At 64.6% G+C, this 18,670-nt stretch carries 14 protein-coding genes; 6 read left to right on the top strand and 8 right to left on the bottom strand.

The annotated features are described in order from the left end of the window. Positions 1–90: 90 nt before the first annotated feature. Together PSEST_RS08045 and pdeM are read left to right on the top strand one after the other, a co-directional pair. A complete protein-coding gene (locus tag PSEST_RS08045) occupies positions 91–2,682 on the top strand; it encodes a ligase-associated DNA damage response DEXH box helicase (RefSeq protein WP_015276503.1) in 2,592 nt (863 codons plus the stop codon). A 177-nt stretch (positions 2,683–2,859) separates the two neighbouring features. After that, the gene (pdeM, locus tag PSEST_RS08040) at positions 2,860–3,549 is read left to right on the top strand and encodes a ligase-associated DNA damage response endonuclease PdeM (protein ID WP_015276502.1); all 690 of its coding nucleotides are present in this window, start codon (positions 2,860–2,862) and stop codon (positions 3,547–3,549) included. On the opposite strand, the gene PSEST_RS08035 is transcribed toward pdeM, so the two are convergent. Further along, positions 3,527–3,760, bottom strand: coding sequence for a hypothetical protein (locus PSEST_RS08035; RefSeq protein ID WP_015276501.1), 234 nt, complete (start codon positions 3,758–3,760; stop codon positions 3,527–3,529). The genes pdeM and PSEST_RS08035 overlap by 23 nt on opposite strands. Before the next feature lie 194 nt (positions 3,761–3,954). Here PSEST_RS08035 and PSEST_RS08030 point away from each other — a divergent pair, with 194 nt between their 5' ends. Beyond that, positions 3,955–5,289 carry an erythromycin esterase family protein gene (locus PSEST_RS08030; RefSeq protein ID WP_015276500.1) on the top strand — a complete coding sequence of 445 codons (1,335 nt, stop codon included), beginning with the start codon at positions 3,955–3,957 and terminating at the stop codon, positions 5,287–5,289. A gap of 87 nt (positions 5,290–5,376) precedes the next feature. Here the strand turns inward: PSEST_RS08030 and PSEST_RS22290 are convergent, their stop codons facing one another. From PSEST_RS22290 to PSEST_RS08000, 7 genes are all read right to left on the bottom strand, one after another. Then, positions 5,377–5,538 (bottom strand): hypothetical protein, encoded by a 162-nt coding sequence (locus PSEST_RS22290; protein WP_015276499.1) that lies wholly within the window; start codon positions 5,536–5,538, stop codon positions 5,377–5,379. Between the two features lie 108 nt (positions 5,539–5,646). Beyond that, positions 5,647–6,186 (bottom strand): DUF2058 domain-containing protein, encoded by a 540-nt coding sequence (locus PSEST_RS08025; protein ID WP_015276498.1) that lies wholly within the window; start codon positions 6,184–6,186, stop codon positions 5,647–5,649. A 114-nt stretch (positions 6,187–6,300) separates the two neighbouring features. Then, positions 6,301–7,131, bottom strand: coding sequence for a nucleoside triphosphate pyrophosphohydrolase (mazG, locus tag PSEST_RS08020; protein WP_015276497.1), 831 nt, complete (start codon positions 7,129–7,131; stop codon positions 6,301–6,303). Positions 7,132–7,291: 160 nt separating this feature from the next. Then, complete coding sequence (relA, locus tag PSEST_RS08015) at positions 7,292–9,535, bottom strand: GTP diphosphokinase (protein ID WP_015276496.1); 2,244 nt, start codon at positions 9,533–9,535, stop codon at positions 7,292–7,294. A gap of 105 nt (positions 9,536–9,640) precedes the next feature. Next, a complete protein-coding gene (rlmD, locus tag PSEST_RS08010) occupies positions 9,641–10,993 on the bottom strand; it encodes a 23S rRNA (uracil(1939)-C(5))-methyltransferase RlmD (protein ID WP_015276495.1) in 1,353 nt (450 codons plus the stop codon). A gap of 83 nt (positions 10,994–11,076) precedes the next feature. Further along, positions 11,077–11,979, bottom strand: a complete 903-nt coding sequence (cysM, locus tag PSEST_RS08005) for a cysteine synthase CysM (protein WP_015276494.1) — start codon at positions 11,977–11,979, stop codon at positions 11,077–11,079. Between the two features lie 111 nt (positions 11,980–12,090). Further along, positions 12,091–12,984: an HTH-type transcriptional regulator ArgP gene (locus PSEST_RS08000; protein WP_015276493.1), complete on the bottom strand. Its 894-nt coding sequence runs from the start codon at positions 12,982–12,984 to the stop codon at positions 12,091–12,093. Between the two features lie 140 nt (positions 12,985–13,124). On the opposite strand from PSEST_RS08000, the gene PSEST_RS07995 reads away from it, so the two are divergent. The 3 genes from PSEST_RS07995 to mnmC all read left to right on the top strand — a co-directional run bounded on the left by PSEST_RS07995 (position 13,125) and on the right by mnmC (position 18,649). After that, positions 13,125–13,751, top strand: a complete 627-nt coding sequence (locus tag PSEST_RS07995) for a trimeric intracellular cation channel family protein (protein ID WP_003283735.1) — start codon at positions 13,125–13,127, stop codon at positions 13,749–13,751. Positions 13,752–13,844: 93 nt separating this feature from the next. Beyond that, positions 13,845–16,598, top strand: coding sequence for a response regulator (locus tag PSEST_RS07990; protein ID WP_015276492.1), 2,754 nt, complete (start codon positions 13,845–13,847; stop codon positions 16,596–16,598). A gap of 68 nt (positions 16,599–16,666) precedes the next feature. Then, complete coding sequence (gene mnmC, locus PSEST_RS07985; protein WP_015276491.1) at positions 16,667–18,649, top strand: bifunctional tRNA (5-methylaminomethyl-2-thiouridine)(34)-methyltransferase MnmD/FAD-dependent 5-carboxymethylaminomethyl-2-thiouridine(34) oxidoreductase MnmC; 1,983 nt, start codon at positions 16,667–16,669, stop codon at positions 18,647–18,649. The last annotated feature ends 21 nt before the right edge of the window (positions 18,650–18,670 follow it).

The following is an 18,670-nucleotide window of genomic DNA, read 5'->3' as shown; positions in this document are numbered from 1 at the left end:
CCAGCCGCCTACCCGGGCCGTCGCCCATATGCGCGGCCAAGGCCGCTTCCACGAGGCGAACCTCGCGCTCGGGCTCCAACAGGTTGCCCCATGAATGATGCAGCCGGACTGTTGAGCGAGCAGTGGTTCGCCAGCCGAGAGTGGCAACCCTTTCCGTTTCAGCGGGAAGTCTGGCAAGCCATCGACCGAGGCGAGTCCGGACTGCTGCACGCCACCACTGGCTCTGGCAAGACCTATGCCGTCTGGCTCGGGGCTTTGAATCGCTTTGCAACCAAGGCGCCGCGCCCTAACACGACGGACAAGCCGGCGCCGTTGACGGTGCTCTGGATCACCCCTATGCGTGCATTGGCCGCCGATACCGCTCGCGCTCTGCAGGCCCCGCTGTACGACCTCGGCATCAACTGGAGCATCGGTTTGCGCACCGGCGATACCAGCGGTGCCGAACGTGCGCGGCAGGGGCGGCGCCTGCCCAGCGCGCTGGTCACCACGCCGGAAAGCCTGACCCTGCTGCTGACCCGCGCCGATGCACGCCAGGCTTTCGCCGGGCTGCGCATGCTGGTGGTGGACGAATGGCACGAGCTGCTGGGCAACAAGCGCGGCGTGCAACTGCAACTGGCGCTGGCCCGGCTGCGCCAGTGGATGCCGGAGCTGATTGTCTGGGGCCTTTCCGCCACCCTCGGCAACCAGCCCCACGCGCTGGACGTGCTGCTGTATCCCGGCAGCGGCAGGCTGGTGCAAGGCAAGGTCGACAAGGATCTGCGCGTCGACACTCTGCTGCCGCCGTGCATCGAGCGCTTCCCCTGGGCTGGGCATCTCGGTCTGCGCATGTTGCCGCAGGTGGTCGAGGAGATTGATTCGGCCGCGACCACCCTGGTGTTCACCAACACCCGCTCGCAGTCGGAAATCTGGTATCAGGCGCTGCTCGATGCGCGGCCGGACTGGGCAGGCTTGATTGCCCTGCACCATGGTTCGCTGGCCCGCGAAGTACGCGACTGGGTCGAGCAGGGCCTCAAGCAGGGCGCGCTCAAGGCCGTGGTCTGCACCTCCAGCCTGGATCTGGGTGTGGACTTCCTGCCGGTCGAGCGCGTTCTGCAGATCGGCTCGCCCAAGGGCGTGGCGCGGCTGATGCAGCGTGCCGGGCGTTCCGGACATGCGCCGGGACGCACCTCGCGGGTCACGCTGGTGCCGACTCATAGCGTGGAAGTGGTAGAAGCCGCCGCCGCTCAGGTGGCCATCGGCGAACGCCGCATCGAAGCCCGCAGCGCACCGCACCGCCCGCTCGATGTGCTGGTGCAGCACCTGGTCAGCATGGCCTTGGGCGGCGGCTTTCGACCAGACGAACTGTTTGCCGAAGTGCGCCAGGCCTGGTCCTACCGCGACCTGAACGAAGACCATTGGCAATGGGCGTTGGCCTTTGTCCGCCACGGTGGGCATTCGCTGACGGCCTACCCCGACTACCAGCGGGTCGAGCCGGACGAGGCCGGGCTGTGGAAGGTGCCGAGTCGCCGTGTGGCGCTGCGCCATCGCATGAGCATCGGCACCATCGTCAGCGATGCCAGCCTGTCCGTGAAATTCTGGGCCAAGGGTGGCAGCGGGCGCTCGCTCGGCACCATCGAGGAAGGCTTCATCGCGCGCCTGCGACCGGGCGACAACTTTCTCTTTGGTGGTCGTCTGCTGGAATTGGTACGCGTCGAGAACATGACCGCCTACGTCAGCCGCGCGACGGGCAGGAAAGCCGCGGTGCCGCGCTGGAACGGCGGGCGCATGCCCCTTTCCAGCGAGCTGGCCGATGCGGTGGTCGAGCAGCTCGGTGCCGCCTCGCGCGGCCATTTCGAAAGCCCGGAGATGGGCCTGGTCGAACCCTTACTGCGGGTACAGATGGACTGGTCGGCGCTGCCCACCGAGACCACATTGCTGGCCGAGGTGATGAAATCCCGCGAAGGCTGGCACCTGTTCCTCTACCCGTTCGCCGGGCGTCACGTGCACCTCGGGCTGGCCAGTCTGCTGGCCTGGCGCCTGGGCCAGCATCGACCGCTGACCTTTTCGATCGCAGTCAACGACTACGGCTTCGAGCTGCTCTCGGCAACCGAGGTGGACTGGATGCACTGGCTGACGCCGGAGCTTTTCAGCGAAGACAACCTGCTGCACGACGTGCTCGCCAGTCTTAACGCTGGCGAACTGGCGCGTCGCCGCTTTCGTGAGATCGCACGTATTGCCGGCTTGGTGTTTTCCGGCTACCCCGGTGCGCAGAAGAGCGCGCGTCAGCTGCAGGCCTCTAGCGGGCTGTTCTTCGACGTCTTCCGCCAATATGACCCGGCCAACCTGTTGCTGACCCAGGCTGAAGAAGAGGTTCTGCGCCAGGAGCTGGAAGTCGAGCGGCTGCAGCAGACATTGCAGCGACTGCAGCAACGACAGCTGGACATTCATCAGGTCAAACGCACCACACCGCTGGCGTTTCCGTTGATGGTCGAACGCTTCCGCGAAAGCATGAGCTCGGAAAAGCTTGCCGACCGCATCCGGCGAATGGTTGCCGAACTCGACAAGGCCGCCGGCCCTGGTGGTTATCAGCCGCAAGCGGACGCGAGCATTGCTGTCGAACGCGACAGCAGCCCGAAGCGCAAACCCCGCGCGACCAAGGACGGCACGCCACGGCCAAAAAAGGCGCGCCGCACGACCCGATAGGCAAGCAAGGTGAGCGCTCCTTGCGCCGGGTTAAAGCGACCGGAATGCTGTTCAACCGAGTCCGCCCACAATCGCGCCATCCTGGCCCGTTGGTTGCTCTCCCAGAGGACCGCACATGCACAACCAGCGCCGCCCGGCGCGTGGGAACCCGCCACCGCACGCGATAAACTCTGCCGCATGACTTCTCACCTGCCCATAGAGCTGGAACAAACCGAACTCTGGCTGCTTGCCGAGAAAGCCGTCTACTGGCCGGCGCAGCAGGCATTGCTGATAGCCGATATCCATTTCGGCAAGGCCGCCGCCTACCGTCGCCTAGGTCAACCCGTGCCCCACGGTACGACCCAGGCCAATCTTCAACGACTCGATGCCCTGCTTGCCCGTTACCCTTGCAAGCAGCTGATCTTCCTCGGCGACTTTCTGCACGCAGCGGAATCGCAGACGCCTGCCACGCTCAACCAGCTGCACGACTGGCGTGCCAGTCACGCCGAACTGACGATCACGCTGATTCGCGGCAACCATGATCGCCGCGCCGGAGATCCGCCAAATAGCCTGGGAATGAACGTCGTCTCCGAGCCGCTGCTGCTTGGCCCGTTCGCCTTGCAGCACGAAGCCGATCCGCATCCCAGCCACCATGTGCTCGCCGGCCATCTGCATCCGGCGTTTCGCCTCAACGGCCGCGGACGGCAGAGCCTGCGCCTGCCGTGCTTCTGCATCGGTGAACGGCTCAGCCTGTTGCCGGCCTTCGGCAGTTTCACCGGCACGATGACGGTGACAGCCGAAGATCACTGGCAGATTTATGTGGTGGGGGATGGAGAAGTCTGGCCGCTGAAGCGCTCGGCGCCGCTCAGGCCTGGGATATGCCCGTGATGGTGATGCCGTAACGCTCAGCCAGCCGGGTAGCTGGCGTGTCCTCCAGATCAGGCTCGTGCTCATGCTCGATCTCCTGATCCGGATACAGCTCTGCTGCCTTGCGCGTGACGAGATCGACTGCCTCGTCGATGTCAGGCTGATGCTCGGAGTCGATCTTCAGCGTCGAAGTGTTGCCGTCTTTGTTGTACGCAATGATCCAGGTCGTCATGGAATGCCCCTCGCCTTGAATAAACCCATGCGGGCGTAATAACGCTCATCTTGGTTTTTGTAAGTTTTTAGACCCATCCGGCGCCGGCAGTTCGGTCCCTCACTTCAAAGTTAGCAGCTTTAATTGGAGGACGAGGAACAACCAACCGGATGCCCAGTCATCCGTGAAGCCCTTGCATGAGGAGGCCGAACCATATGAGCGCTTCGCGTGCCCATCTGCCCGAGCTATCCGAGGAACAGCTCATTGCTCTGCTGCGCCAGCATGCCGAACCCTTGCCCGCGCTAGACGACCCGCACTTTGCCGACGCCTTCGAGCGCTACGCCGACGCCCGGGTGGTGCTCATTGGCGAGGCCAGCCACGGCACATCCGAGTTCTACCAGGCCCGCGCTGCGATCACCCGGCGGCTGATCGAGCGGCACGGGTTTTCCATTATCGCGGTCGAAGCCGACTGGCCGGACGCGGCACGAATCGATTGTTACAGCCGGCAACGGCAACCAGTCGCCTGGGTGGAGGATGCGTTCAAGCGCTTTCCAACCTGGATGTGGCGCAACCGCGAAGTGGAAGGCTTCGTCCGTTGGTTGCGCGAGCACAACGCGGCACTGCCGGCCGGGCAGCGGGTCGAATTCCGCGGCCTGGATGTCTACAGCCTCGGCAGCTCGATCCGCGAGGTACTGCGCTACCTGGACCGCATCGACCTGGACGCGGCTGCCGCGGCGCGGCGACGTTATGGCTGCCTGAGCCCGTGGCAGGAAGATCCCGCCGTCTATGGCCGCAACGTCATGCTCGGCCAGCCTTCCTGCGAAACGGCGGTGGTCGAGCAGTTGCAAGACCTGCTCACGCAGCGCCTGGAGTACATTGGCCAGGACGGCGAGCGCTTCTTCAATGCCGAGCGCAATGCGCGAGTGGTACTTGCCGCCGAGCATTACTACCGCGCCATGTATCGCGGCTCGACCGAATCCTGGAACCTGCGCGACCGCCACATGTTCGACACCCTGAAAGCACTGCTCGAACACCGCGGGCCGGACGCCAAGGCGGTGGTCTGGGCGCACAACTCGCACATCGGCAATGCCTCGGCAACTTCGATGGGCTGGGGCGGCGAGTTCAATATCGGCGAACTGTGCCGCACCGCCTTCGGTCGCGACGCGGTGCTGATCGGCATGGCGACCGATCGCGGTGAGGTGGCGGCGGCGGACAACTGGGACGAGCCTATGCAGGTCAAGCAGGTCATCCCGTCCAGGGCGGACAGCTGGGAACAACTGTTCCTGCGAGCCAACGTGCCGGCATCACTGACCGACTGGCGCAACGAGCAGAGCGAACTGCGTCCGGCGCTCTCCCAGCCACGGCTCGAGCGCGCCATCGGGGTGATCTACCGGCCACTGACGGAGCGCCAGTCGCACTACTTCCGCGCCATCCTGGCGGAGCAGTTCGATGCGCTGATATGGCTGGAGGAGACGGGCGCGGTGACACCGATCGGCCCGCAACAGATCGATCCAGAGATGGTGCCGGACACCTATCCGTTCGGCGAATGAGCGTTGCCGCGCAAACCAGCTGCGCTGACGCCAGATGCCCTGCGCCACGTCGTGCCAACGGCGGCGCAGGTTACGGCTCGAGGACGCTCAGGCAACCGGAGCGGGCGGTGGCTGATCCGGCACGGTAGGCTCACCCGGCTCGGTAGGCTGCGTCGGAACACCAGGCTCTTCCGGGTCGCCCGGCACGCCAGCGGCGCGCCAGTACAGGGTATCGGCGTTGGGGGTATAGCGAATCGTCTGCGCGGCCATGATCTTCTCCACTGCATGTGCCCGCGATGGCGGGCAGGTCTGCAGTAGAGATGCAGGCGGGCCTTTTCTATCCAACCTTCCGTCGGAGTTCGCACCCGCCCCGGCGCATCACCACATCAGGTCGTCCGGTACCTGATAAGCGGCGTACGGATCGTCAGCATCCGGCTCTTCGGTACGGGTGTTGAGCTGCACCACACGCTGCGGGTCGCGCTCCTGGATCTTCAGTGCCGCCTCACGCGGAATCACCTCGTAGCCGCCGCCATGACGAACGATCGCCAACGAGCCACTGGCCAGCTTGTCGCGCATCAGCTTGTTGACTGACAGCCGCTTGACCTTCTTGTCGTCGACGAAGTTGTAGTAATCCTCGGTGGTCAGCTTCGGCAGGCGGCTGGTCTCGATCAATTGCTTGATCTGCGCCGTACGGGCCTTCTGTTCGGCCTTTTGCTGCTGCTGGCGATTGAGCTCCTGGTCGCGAGCGATCTTCTCCGCCTGGGCCTTCAGTGCCGCTTCGCGCTGGGAATCATCCTTCTCGACCTGGCCCTTCTTCTCCAGGCGCTGCTGCTTCTGCTTCTGCTTGACGGCCTGCTTGGCCTGCTTTTCGTTGACCAGCCCGGCTTTGAGCAACTGGTCACGGAGGGAAAGACTCATGTTTCGGCTCGTCTCGTCATGAATTCAAGTGGGCGCCGGTGGGCGACGCTGAATCGCTCCACCGAGCGGCATTGTGGTGGATGTGAAAAGCCACATCCAGCCCGGCGAGTACTGTTAGCCGCAGGACGGCGATTGCTCGGCCTTCTTCGCCTCGCCCCAGAGCGCATCCAGTTCATCCAGATCGCAGTGCTCGATGGGCCGCCCCGCTTCGCGCAAGGCCTGCTCGATGAAGCGAAAACGCCGCTCGAACTTGCCATTCGCGGCACGCAAGGCGTTCTCCGGATCGACCTTGAGATGGCGCGCCAGGTTGACCACGACGAAAAGCAGATCGCCCAGCTCCTCGGCAATGGCTTGCGGATCGTCCTCGCTCATCGCCTCCAGCACTTCGCCGAGTTCCTCGCGCACCTTGTCCACCACCGGCAGCGCCTCGGGCCAGTCGAAACCGACCTGGGCGGCGCGTTTCTGCAGTTTGGCGGCACGACTGAGTGCCGGCAGTGCGCTGGGCACGTCATCGAGCAGCGACAACTGTTCAGGAGCAGCGGCTTTCTCGGCACGCTCCTCGGCCTTGATCTCTTCCCAGCGCTGCTTGATGGCCGCCTCGTCGAGACGCGGCAGCTCCGGCGAACCATACAGGTCACCATCAGGGAACACGTGGGGATGGCGACGGATCAGCTTGCGGGTGATGGCATCGACCACCGTGGCGAACTCGAAGCGCCCTTCCTCACGGGCCAGCTGGCTGTAGTAGACGACCTGAAACAGCAGGTCGCCCAACTCACCGGGCAGATGATCGAAGTCGCCGCTCTCGATAGCATCCGCGACCTCGTAAGCCTCTTCCAGCGTATGCGGCACGATGCTCGCGTAGTTCTGCTGCAGGTCCCACGGACAGCCATGCTGCGGATCGCGCAGCCGGGCCATCAGGTGCAGAAGGTCGGGGAGTTGGTACATGGCATTCCTCAAGCCGGGCTATCGCAGCGGCGTTCCGGTGGATGTAAAAAGCGACATCCACCCTACGGATGTCAGGCCGATTGCAGGGTGGATCGGGGCGCGTAGCTGACGCTTCACCCATCCACCGTGGCGCTACCGGCAACACCGCCGGCCTTGCGCCTTACGTGGCTCTCTGGCGTTTGGCTTCGATGATGTTCGGCAGCTGCGAAATGCGGCTGAGCAAGCGACCCAGGGCATTCAACCCCGGAATCTCGATGGTCAGCGTCATCTGCGCGGTGCTGTCTTCCTTGTTCGAACGGGTGTTCATCGACAGCACGTTGATGCGCTCGTTGAGCAGCATCTGCGAGATATCACGCAGCAGGCCGGCACGGTCGTAGGCGCGGATCATGATTTCCACCGGATAGGTCTTCTCCGGCACCGGACCCCAGCTGACCTGGATGATCCGCTCCGGCTCACGCCCGGCCAGCTGCAGCACTGACGGGCAGTCCTGGCGGTGAATACTGACTCCGCGGCCCTGGGTGATGTAACCGACGATGGGATCGCCCGGCAGCGGCTGGCAGCAGCCGGCCATCTGCGTCAGCAGATTGCCGACGCCCTGGATCTGCACGTCGCCGCGCTTGCCTGGCTTGTACGGCGCCGAGCGCCGCGGAATCAGTTCCAGCTGGTCGTAACCGCGCTCCGGCTCGACCAGCTGCTGCGCCATGTTGACCAGGTGCGCCAGGCGCAGGTCGCCGGCGCCAAGGGCGGCGAACATGTCCTCGGCGTTCTTCAGGTTGGCCTTTTCGGCCAGCTTGTCGAAATCCACCGGCGGCAGGTCCAGCCGTCCCAGTTCGCGTTCCAGCAGCGCCTTGCCGGCGGCGACGTTCTGGTCGCGCGCCTGCAGCTTGAACCAGTGGACGATCTTAGCCCGCGAGCGTGAGGTGGTGATGTAGCCCAGGTTCGGGTTCAGCCAGTCGCGGCTCGGCGAGCCATGCTTGCTGGTAATGATCTCCACCTGCTCGCCGGTTTGCAGGCTGTAGTTGAGCGGCACGATGCGACCGTTGACCTTGGCACCGCGGCAGTTATGGCCGATCTCGGTGTGCACCCGGTAGGCGAAGTCCAGCGGCGTGGCGCCCTTGGGCAAGTCGATGGCATGGCCGTCGGGGGTGAACACGTAGACCCGATCCGGCTCGATATCCACGCGCAGCTGGTCGGCCAGGCCACCGATGTCGCCCAGTTCTTCGTGCCATTCGAGTACCTGGCGCAGCCAGGCGATCTTTTCCTCGTAATGGTCTGAGCCGGAATTGACGTCGGTGCCCTTGTAGCGCCAGTGCGCGCAGACGCCGAGCTCGGCCTCTTCGTGCATGGCGTGGGTGCGGATCTGCACCTCCAGCACCTTGCCCTCCGGGCCGATCACCGCGGTGTGCAGCGAGCGGTAGCCATTTTCCTTGGGGTTGGCGATGTAGTCGTCGAACTCCTTGGGAATGTGCCGCCAGAGGGTGTGCACGATCCCCAGCGCGGTGTAGCAGTCACGGACTTCCGGCACCAGCACGCGCACGGCGCGAACGTCGTAGATCTGGCTGAACTGCAGGCCTTTCTTCTGCATCTTTCGCCAGATGGAATAAATGTGTTTGGCGCGGCCATCGATGTCGGGCTGGATACCGGTCGCGGTCAGTTCGTCCTTGAGCTGCTGCACGACGTTCTGGATGTACTGCTCGCGGTCGAGGCGTCGCTCGTGCAGCAACTGGGCGATCTGCTTGTACTGCTCGGGCTCGAGGTAGCGGAAGGACAGGTCTTCCAGCTCCCACTTGATATGGCCGATGCCCAGGCGATGGGCCAGCGGCGCGTAGATGTCGAAGACTTCGCGGGCGACGCGCTGGCGCTTCTCGTCGTCGGCCAGCTTGACGGCACGGATGGCACAGGTGCGTTCGGCCAGCTTGATCAGTGCAACGCGCACATCGTCGACCATGGCCACCAGCATCTTGCGCAGGTTTTCCACCTGCGCCTGGGAGCCGAGCACGAGCGATTCGCGGGGATTGAGACTGGCGCTGATCGCCGCCATGCGCAGCACGCCTTCGATCAGCTTGGCCACCACCGAGCCGAAGCGCTGGTTCACATCGGCCAGCTGAATCTTGCCTTCGCGTACGCCGCGATAGATGACGGCTGCGACCAGGCTATCCTGGTCCAGCTTGAGGTCGGCAAGAATTTCCGCGATCTCGAGGCCGATCTGGTAGCTGGAGGTGCCTTCACTCCAGAGGTTCTGCGCCGCGTTGGCCTGCTGCTCTGCCTCGCGGGCGAACTCGCAGGCTTCTTTCAAGGCCGCGCGGTCGAGTGCCGGGTCCATCCCCAGCACATGATCGAGCCAGCCATCCAGGTTGATACTGCCGTCCGTATTGATCGGCTGAAGCGCTCTGACCTGTACCATCTAACCTTCCCTTCTGCGCAGCAGCTGCGCCATGAACGCCGGCATTCTGTGTGCCGGTCGGTTGAACCACAGGCAAAGCGCCTGTCAAGAATGCAGCATCGAGCGCTAACCCCGCTCGAACAGCGCCATGGCCTCGACGTGTGCGGTTTGCGGAAACATATCCAGCACACCCGCACGCTTCAGACGATATCCCTGGCTGGCCAGCTCGCGCGCATCGCGCGCCAGCGTGGCCGGATTGCATGAAACATAGACCACGCGCTGCGCCTTCAGCATCGACATTTGTCGAACGATTTCCAGCGCGCCGTCGCGTGGCGGATCGAGCAGTACCGCAGCGAACCCGCTACCTGCCCAAGGGGCATCGGCAAGCGGCTTCGACAAGTCGGCCCGATAAAAGTGCGCGTGCTCCAGAGCGTTGCGCTGCGCGTTCTCCTGCGCACGCGCCACCATCGCCTCGACACCTTCCACACCCACCACCCGTGCACCACTGCGCGCCAGCGGCAGGCTGAAATTACCCAGCCCGCAGAACAGGTCAAGCACCGCCTCATCCTTGCCCGCATCCAGCCATTCCAGAGCCTGGGCGACCATCGCGTCATTGACTGGCGCGTTGACCTGGACAAAATCTCCAGGACGCCAGGCCAGCTCCAGATCCCAGGCATCCAGTCGGTAGCCCAGCGAAGCTGCGCAGTCGTCTGGCTGAGGCTCACCTTCGCCTTGCCACCAGAGCTGCGCTCGATGAGCAGTCGCGAAGCTGCGCAGGCGCGCCAGGTCCGATTCCGGCAGAGCTGCGGTGTGACGAATCAGCACGGCCTCGGCCGTGCCGCTGAACAGTTCTACATGGCCGATCGCTTGCGGCTTGCTCAGATCACGCAACGCCGTTAGCAAACCCGGCAGCAGCGTTTGCAAGGGCTGTACCAGAACCGGGCACTCGCGGATGGAGACGATTTCCTGACTGGAACTGGCGCGAAAACCGATGTCCAGATGCTTGCTCTTGACGTCCCAGCGCACCGCCAGTCGGGCGCGACGGCGATAGCCGAAGGCCGGCCCCACCAGCGGCTCGGCCCAAGCCTCTGGCTGCAGATCGGCAACCCGCGCGAGCTGCTCGGCGAGCGTGTGCTGTTTCAGTGCCAGCTGATCGGCAATAGGGGCATGCTGCAGGTTGCAGCCGCCACACAGACGGGCATGCGGGCAAGGTTCGACCTGTCGCTGCGCACTGGCCTGGAGCACGCGCTCGCAGCGCGCCTCGACCACCTGGCTACGTGCGGACAGCACACGCGCCTCGACCTCTTCGCCAGGCAATGCGCCTTCGACGAACCAGGTGCGCCCTTCGACGAAGGCGATGCCGCGCCCGTCATTGGCCAGCCGCTCGATATTAAGGCGCTGCTTCTTGCCGATCGGCACCTGGGGCTTGCGCTCGCCACCGCTGGGTTGAAAGCGCAGAGCGCCGCTACGTTTGGCCATCAGCTGAAACCCGCGCTGTTCTGTTCGTTGGAAATGTCAAAAGGGTCGCCATGCGGCGCTGGAGCGCGCCGCCGATGAGCAGCTCAATTGGGCGAGTCATACACGCCAGTCGACAGGTAACGGTCGCCGCGATCACAGATGATCGCCACGATCACCGCATTCTCGACTTCCTGCGACAGGCGCAGTGCGGCGGCCACGGCACCACCGGAGGACACGCCGCAGAAGATGCCTTCTTCGCGGGCCAGACGACGCATCACCTGCTCGGCTTCGGCCTGCGACATGTCGACAACGCGGTCGACGCGCTCGGCCTGGTAGATCTTCGGCAGGTATTCCTGCGGCCAGCGGCGGATGCCGGGGATGGCCGCGCCTTCCATCGGCTGCAGCCCGACGATCTGCACCGCCGGGTTCTGCTCCTTGAGGTAGCGCGACACGCCCATGATGGTCCCGGTGGTACCCATGGAACTGATGAAATGGGTGATGCTGCCGTGAGTCTGCCGCCAGAGCTCCGGCCCCGTGCTGTTGTAATGCGCTTCGGGGTTGTCGCCATTGGCGAACTGGTCGAGCACCTTGCCGCGACCTTCGGCCTGCATCTTCAAAGCGAGGTCGCGGGCACCTTCCATGCCCTCTTCCTTGCTCACCAGGATCAGCTCGGCGCCGTAGGCAGTCATCGCCGCCTTGCGCTCGGCGGTGGAGTTGTCCGGCATGATCAGGATCATCCGGTAGCCCTTGATTGCCGCCGCCATCGCGAGGGCGATGCCGGTGTTGCCGGAGGTCGCCTCGATCAGGGTATCGCCAGGCTGGATGTCGCCGCGCAGCTCGGCACGGTTGATCATCGAAAGCGCCGGGCGATCCTTGACCGAACCGGCCGGATTGTTGCCCTCGAGCTTGACCAGAATGGTGTTGCTGGTCTTACCCGGCATCCGCTGCAGGCGAACCAGCGGGGTGTTGCCGATGCAATCGGCAATGGTCGGATAGTGTGTAGTCATGGCGTCGCACGGCATCGGAAAAGGTGGCCATGATACCGGCAACGCTCGACGACGGGCAGACCGTCTCGGCTGACCGGCAGTACTTCGACCGCAGCGCCCAACCCGGCCTCGCTAGGGCCGCGCAAGAATCTTCGGTGCGGCATCGATGATCTGCCGCGAAAGATGCTCCATCCGCGGCGACTGCACCTTCCAGGTATGCCAGTACAGTGCGATTTCCAGCGGTTCGTCAGGCGCCAGGTCGACCACCTCACCGGCGCTCAATGCATCATGCAGCAACAGTTCCGGGACCATGCCGTAACCCAGGCCGTAGCGAATCGCGCTGAAATGCGGCTCGGCGCCGGGAACGAAGTGGCAGGGATAAGCCCCTTCCGGCAGGCCGAAGCGACGCAGCAGGAACGACGACTGCAGCGTGTCCTTGCGCGTATAGGCGACCACCGGCGCCTTGCGCGCCGCGTTGCGGGTCAGGCCGTGGGCGAAGTGCTTCTGCCGGAACTCGCTCGACGCCACCAGTCGGTAACGCATGCTGCCCAACGGGCTGGCCGTGCAGCCGCGCATGGGCTTGGGTTCGGTACTGATGCAACCGATTGCCAGGCCCGTTTCCAGCAGACTGTAGGTGTGGTCCTGATCCTCCACCGTCAGGTCCAGCAACACCCGCTCGCGGATCAGCACCTCGGCCAGCGCCGGGAAAAACCAGGTCCCCAGGCTGTCGGCGTTGAGTGCCGCCACCACTACCAGCGGCGCATCGCTACGCTCGGCGAGGTCGGCCAGCAGATCGGCCTCGAGCAAGGTCGCGCGCTTGAGGTACTGCAGCAGGCGCTGCCCGGTTTCGGTAGGCCGACAGGGCCGGCTGCGCACTACCAGGGCGCTGCCCAGCGCACTCTCCAGTGCGCGCACCCGCTGCGAAATGGCCGGTGGCGTCAGATGCAGGCGCTGCGCAGCCTGTTCGAAGCTGCCGGTGCGGATGACCGTGCGAAACGCTTCAGTCTGCTTCGGATCAAGATTCATGGGGCCTGCCGATTAAGAAAATATTTGCATGGCCTAAAAATACTTAGCCACGACAAATTTAGCCATGCTTGCCCCATAATCGCGCACCTCGAGCTGTAGCGCCCCACCGGCGTGCAGCCTAGCCCGCCCGGAGAATCGTCGTGGAACTGCTGCATACCATCTACCTGATCGCAATCACGGCCGAAGCCATGTCCGGCGCCATCATGGGCATGCGCCGCGGCATGGACCTGTTCGGCATCTGCCTGCTCGGCACGGTGACGGCACTGGGTGGCGGCACGGCGCGCGACGTACTGCTCGGCCACTACCCGGTCGGCTGGATCGCCCATCCGGAATACCTGACCTTCACCATCGGCGCGGCGATCGTCACCGGCTTCATCGCTCGCCACCTGCATCACCTGCGCATGGTCTTCCTGCTGGTGGACGGCCTCGGCCTGGTGGCCTTCACGGTGATCGGCTGCGACGTGGCAATGGGCATGGGTGCGCACCCGTCCATCGTGGTGCTGGCCGGCGTGATCACCGGCATCTTCGGCGGCCTGATGCGCGACGTGCTATGCAACCAGGTACCGATGGTGCTGCAGCGCGAGCTCTACGCCACCGTGGCGCTGTTCACCGGTGTGTTCTACGTCGGCATGCTGTGGCTGGAGATCAATACCACCCTGGCCACCCTGGCGGCGCTGGGCAGTGGCTTCCTGTTCCGCGTGCTGGCGATGACCTTCCACTGGAAGCTGCCGGACTTCAACGGCAAGGAGATTCGCGGCCTGGACTGACCAGCGCGGCGTCAGGGCTTGATCTGACGTGCAGATTCCACCGGTCCGAGCCGCTACACTAGCGCGCTGCAATCCAGGATCGGTGGACGGACTGTGCTGAAAGACCTAGGAATTCGTGGCCGCGTACTGATGCTGACGTTGTTGCCCAGCACCCTGCTGGCGGTGGTACTCGGCGCCTACTTCACCTGGATGCAATTGTCGGAAATGCGCCACCAGCTCGACGAGCGTGGCCAACTGATTGCCGAGCAGCTAGCGCCGCTAGCCGCGCCAGCGATGAACCTCGGCTACGACAAGCGCCTGCAGCGCATCCTGACCCAGGTGCTGGACCAGGCCGATGTCCGGGCTGTGACCATCCTCGATCCGGAACGGGTACAACGCGTGCACGCCGGCCCACGCATGCTGACGCCGCCGCCACCGGGCGATCCGGAAGGGCTGACCCGCGTCAGCAGCATGGATCACACGCGCATCCTGATGCCGGTGCTCAGCCGCCACCTCAACCTCGCCGACGAAGCCCGCGGGCCTGACGAAAAGCTGATCGGCTGGCTGGAACTGGAACTGTCCCACCACAACACCCTGCTGCGCGGCTATCGCAGCCTGCTGACCAGCCTGTTTCTGGTCAGCGCAGGCCTGATCATCACCGCCCTGCTGGCGCTGCGCATGAGCCGCGCCATCAGCCTGCCGCTGCAACGAGTCAAGGCCGCCGTCGCCCAGCTCAAGGACGGCCATCTGGAAACCCGCCTGCCGCCGCTGGGCAGTCACGAAATGGACGAACTCGCGTCCGGCATCAACCGCATGGCAGAGGCGCTGCTCAGCGCCCGCGAGGAGCTGCAGCAGAGCATCGACCAGGCCACCGAGGACGTGCAGCAGAACCTGGAAACCATCGAGATCCAGAACATCGAACTGGACCTGGCGCGCAAGGAGGCCCTCGAAGCCAGCCGGATCAAGTCCGAGTTCCTCGCCAACATGAGCCACGAGATCCGTACTCCGCTCAACGGCATCCTCGGCTTCACCCAGCTGCTGCAGAAAAGCGACCTCACGCCGCGCCAGCAGGACTATCTGGGCACCATCGAGAAATCCGCCGACAGCCTGCTCGGGATCATCAACGAGATTCTCGACTTCTCCAAGATCGAGGCCGGCAAGCTGGTGCTCGACAGCATTCCGTTCAACCTGCGCGACCTGATCGAGGACACCCTGACCATCCTCGCACCGGCAGCGCACACCAAACAGCTCGAACTGGTCAGCCTGGTCTACCGTGACACGCCACTATCGCTGGTAGGCGATCCGCTGCGTCTCAAGCAGGTGCTGACCAACCTGATCAGCAACGCCATCAAGTTCACCAACGAAGGCACCATCGCCGTGCGCGCGATGGTCGAGGACGACAATGCCGATCGCGCCCAGCTGCGCATCAGTGTGCAGGACACCGGCATCGGCCTGACCGATCAGGACCTGCGTGCGCTGTTCCAGGCCTTCAGCCAGGCGGACAATTCCATGTCGCGCCAGCCAGGCGGCACGGGGCTCGGACTGGTGATTTCCAAGCGCCTGATCGAGCAGATGGGCGGCGAGATCGGCGTCGACAGCATTCCCGACGAAGGCTCCGAGTTCTGGATCAGCCTGAGCCTGCCGAAAGCCCGCGATGATGTCGAAGACCTGCCTCACCCGGCGCTGCAGGGCCGGCGTATCGCCCTGCTCGAGCAGCATCCGCTGGCGCGCCAGGCCCTGCAGCACCAGCTGGAAAGCCTCGGTCTCGAAGTGCATACCTTCGATACGCTCGATCAGATGCAGGCGGCGATCGGCGCACAGCGCCAAAGCAGCCAGCTCATCGACCTCGCCGTGCTCGGCGTCACCGCTCGCGAAATCCAGCCCGAGGCCCTCAGCCGACGGCTGATGGAAATCGAGGCACTCGGCTGCAAATGCGTGGTGCTCTGCCCGACCACCGAGCAGGGGCATTACCACGACACGCTGCCGGAAGTGCACAGCTATACGCAGCTGCAGGGCAAACCGGCCTGCACGCGTAAGTTGCAGCGGGTTCTGGTGGAGCTGGTGCGCCCGAATCAGACCTACGCGGCCCCCGTCGCCGCCGCTCCCAGTCGTGCCGCACGGGTTCTCTGCGTCGACGACAACCCCGCCAACCTGCTGCTGGTGAAGACACTGCTCGGTGACATGGGTGCCGAGGTCGTTGCGGTGGACAATGGCCCCGCCGCACTGGATGCGGTCAAGCAGCACAGCTTCGATCTGGTCCTGATGGACGTGCAGATGCCCGGCATGGACGGACGCCAAACCACGGAAGCCATCCGGCACTGGGAGCACACCAGCGGCAGCACCCCACTGCCGATCATTGCCCTTACCGCCCATGCGCTGGCCAACGAAAAGCGCTCGTTGCTGCAAAGCGGCATGGATGACTACCTGACCAAACCGATCAGCGACCGACAGTTGGCGCAAGTGGTACTCAAGTGGACAGGTCTGGTCCTGCGCAGCCAGCCGCAGCATTCGGAGCCTTCCTCGCAACCCGAGCTCAGCCTCAAGGTGCTCGATAAGGAAGAAGGTCTGCGCCTGGCTGCCGGCAAGGCAGACCTCGCCGATGACATGCTCGGCATGCTGCTGCAGTCCCTGGAAGGTGATCGCCGCACCATTCGCGAGGCGAGGCAGTCGGGTGATCGCCAGGCGCTGATCGAGCGCGTGCACCGCCTGCACGGCGCGACCCGTTATTGCGGCGTTCCGCAGTTGCGCAATGCCTGCCAGCAGAGCGAGACCCTGCTCAAGCAAAACCATCCGGACAGCGAGACCGCACTGGACGAACTGGATGCAGCCATCGACCGCCTGGAACAGGTAGTCCAGGTCGACGACTAATCGACCTCCCCGGGCGCAGATGCGCTCGACCGAGCCCGTCGCGTTGTCCCGCCAATTCAGGAACCCGCATGAACGATCACCCTGCCCCCGACACCTTCCAGCATGCCGAACTCGACTGGGACGAGAACGGCCTGCCGCAATCGCGCCAGTACGGCGACGTGTATTTCTCGCGCGCCAGCGGACTCGCCGAAACCGAGCACGTGTTTCTTGCGCAGAACGAGCTGGCTCGGCGCTTCGCCGCGCTGCAGAGCAACCAGCATCTGGTGATCGGCGAAACCGGCTTCGGTACGGGTCTGAACTTCCTCTGCGCCTGGCAATTGTTCGAGCGTACCGCCGATGCGCAGGCGCACCTGCATTTCGTCAGTGTCGAGAAACACCCGCTGAACCACGACGACATGCAGCGCGCGCTGGCATTGTGGCCGGAACTCCAGCCGCAGGCGGCACAGCTGCTGCAACAGTACGTCGCGCTGAATCCAGGCTTTCAGCGCTTCGTCTTTGCCGGCGGGCGCGTGGTGCTGACGCTGCTGATCGGCGATGTACTCGATTGCCTGCCCAGCCTGGATGCACGGGTCGACGCCTGGTTTCTCGACGGCTTCGCACCGGCTAAGAATCCGCAGATGTGGCAGCCGGCGTTGTTCGCCGAACTGGCCAGACTGTCCGCACCGGGCGCAACCCTCGGCACGTTCACCAGCGCCGGCTTCGTTCGACGCGGCCTGGTCGAGGCCGGCTTCGACATGCAGCGGGTGCCCGGTTACGGCCACAAGCGCGAGATTCTGCGCGGGCGCCTGCTGGCGGTCGCCAATCCGGTTTCAGACAAGCCCTGGTTCGCCCGTCCCAACCATGGCATCACCGAGCGCCGGGCCGTCGTGATCGGGGCCGGGCTGGCGGGTTGCGCCACCGCCGCATCGCTGGCTGCCCGGGGCTGGCAGGTCAGCGTGCTGGAGCGCCACGCCGAGGCCGCACAGGAAGGCTCCGGCAATCCTCAGGGTGTGCTCTATCTGAAGTTATCCGCCCACGGCACCGCGCTTTCGCGGCTGGTCGTCAGCGGCTTCAGCTACACCCGCCGCCTGCTCGCCAACCTGCAAGCGGGCCAGGACTGGCAGGCATGCGGCGTCCTGCAGCTCTGTTACGACGACAAGGAGCGCGAGCGTCAGGCCGAACTGGCGGAAGCCTTTCCTGCGTCGCTGGTCCATCCGCTATCGCACGAAGCGGCCGAAGCACTGGCAGGAGTCAGGTTGCCCGCCGGCGGCCTGTTCTATCCCGATGCCGGCTGGGCCAACCCGCCCGCCCTGTGCCACTGGTTGCTGCAGCAACCGGGCATTGAGCTGCTGCAGCATCATGAAGCGCTCGAGTTGCAACGCAACGGCCAGTCCTGGCAGGTGCTCGCTGGCGAAAAGGTTCTCGCCGACGCACCCGTGGTGGTACTCGCAGGTGCTGCTGACGCAGCCCGTTTCAGCCAGAGCGCCTGGCTGCCGCTCAAGCGCATTCGCGGGCAGATCTCCTGCCTGCCGGCCAACGCCGAAAGCGGCCAGCTGCGTACCGTCCTCTGTGCCAAGGGCTACGTCGCACCGCCACGCGATGGCACGCACACCCTGGGCGCGAGTTTCAACTTCCAGCAAACCGACGACGCACCCAGCATCGCCGAGCATCAGGCAAATCTGGAAATGCTGGAGCAGATCTCATCCGATCTGTATCAGCGACTTCAGGCGGACCCGCAGCAGACCGCCGCACTGCAAGGACGCGTTGCATTCCGCTGCACCAGTCCGGATTACCTGCCACTGATCGGCCCGCTGGCCGAGCCGCAGGCCTTCGCCGACACCTATGCCGCGCTGGCCAAGAATGCGCGGCAATCCCAGCACGCCGCCTGCCCGTGGCTGGAGGGCCTGTACGTCAACACCGCCCATGGCTCGCGCGGCATGATCAGCGCACCGCTATCCGGCGAGTTGCTGGCGGCCTGGCTGAATGACGAGCCGCTGCCGCTGCCACGAGAAGTGGCCGAAGCCTGCCATCCCAATCGCTTTCTGCTGCGCAAGCTGATCCGCGGTAGCTGAGAACACGCATTCGCAAGCCTC

The sequence above is a fragment of the Stutzerimonas stutzeri RCH2 genome (assembly GCF_000327065.1).
Taxonomy (GTDB): Bacteria; Pseudomonadota; Gammaproteobacteria; order Pseudomonadales; family Pseudomonadaceae; genus Stutzerimonas; species Stutzerimonas stutzeri_AE.
This window is presented reverse-complemented; position numbering and strand designations above follow the sequence as displayed.

What these genes read in the sequence shown, in the direction of transcription:
- relA (WP_015276496.1), bottom strand. Translation starts at nt 9,535, where the DNA reads ATGGTACAGGTCAGAGCGCTTCAGCCGATCAATACGGACGGCAGTATC.
- PSEST_RS08000 (WP_015276493.1), bottom strand. Translation starts at nt 12,984, where the DNA reads ATGAATCTTGATCCGAAGCAGACTGAAGCGTTTCGCACGGTCATCCGC.
- pdeM (WP_015276502.1), top strand. Translation starts at nt 2,860, where the DNA reads ATGACTTCTCACCTGCCCATAGAGCTGGAACAAACCGAACTCTGGCTG.
- PSEST_RS08035 (WP_015276501.1), bottom strand. Translation starts at nt 3,760, where the DNA reads ATGACGACCTGGATCATTGCGTACAACAAAGACGGCAACACTTCGACG.
- cysM (WP_015276494.1), bottom strand. Translation starts at nt 11,979, where the DNA reads ATGACTACACACTATCCGACCATTGCCGATTGCATCGGCAACACCCCG.
- rlmD (WP_015276495.1), bottom strand. Translation starts at nt 10,993, where the DNA reads ATGGCCAAACGTAGCGGCGCTCTGCGCTTTCAACCCAGCGGTGGCGAG.
- mnmC (WP_015276491.1), top strand. Translation starts at nt 16,667, where the DNA reads ATGAACGATCACCCTGCCCCCGACACCTTCCAGCATGCCGAACTCGAC.
- PSEST_RS22290 (WP_015276499.1), bottom strand. Translation starts at nt 5,538, where the DNA reads ATGGCCGCGCAGACGATTCGCTATACCCCCAACGCCGATACCCTGTAC.
- PSEST_RS08030 (WP_015276500.1), top strand. Translation starts at nt 3,955, where the DNA reads ATGAGCGCTTCGCGTGCCCATCTGCCCGAGCTATCCGAGGAACAGCTC.
- PSEST_RS08045 (WP_015276503.1), top strand. Translation starts at nt 91, where the DNA reads ATGAATGATGCAGCCGGACTGTTGAGCGAGCAGTGGTTCGCCAGCCGA.
- PSEST_RS08025 (WP_015276498.1), bottom strand. Translation starts at nt 6,186, where the DNA reads ATGAGTCTTTCCCTCCGTGACCAGTTGCTCAAAGCCGGGCTGGTCAAC.
- mazG (WP_015276497.1), bottom strand. Translation starts at nt 7,131, where the DNA reads ATGTACCAACTCCCCGACCTTCTGCACCTGATGGCCCGGCTGCGCGAT.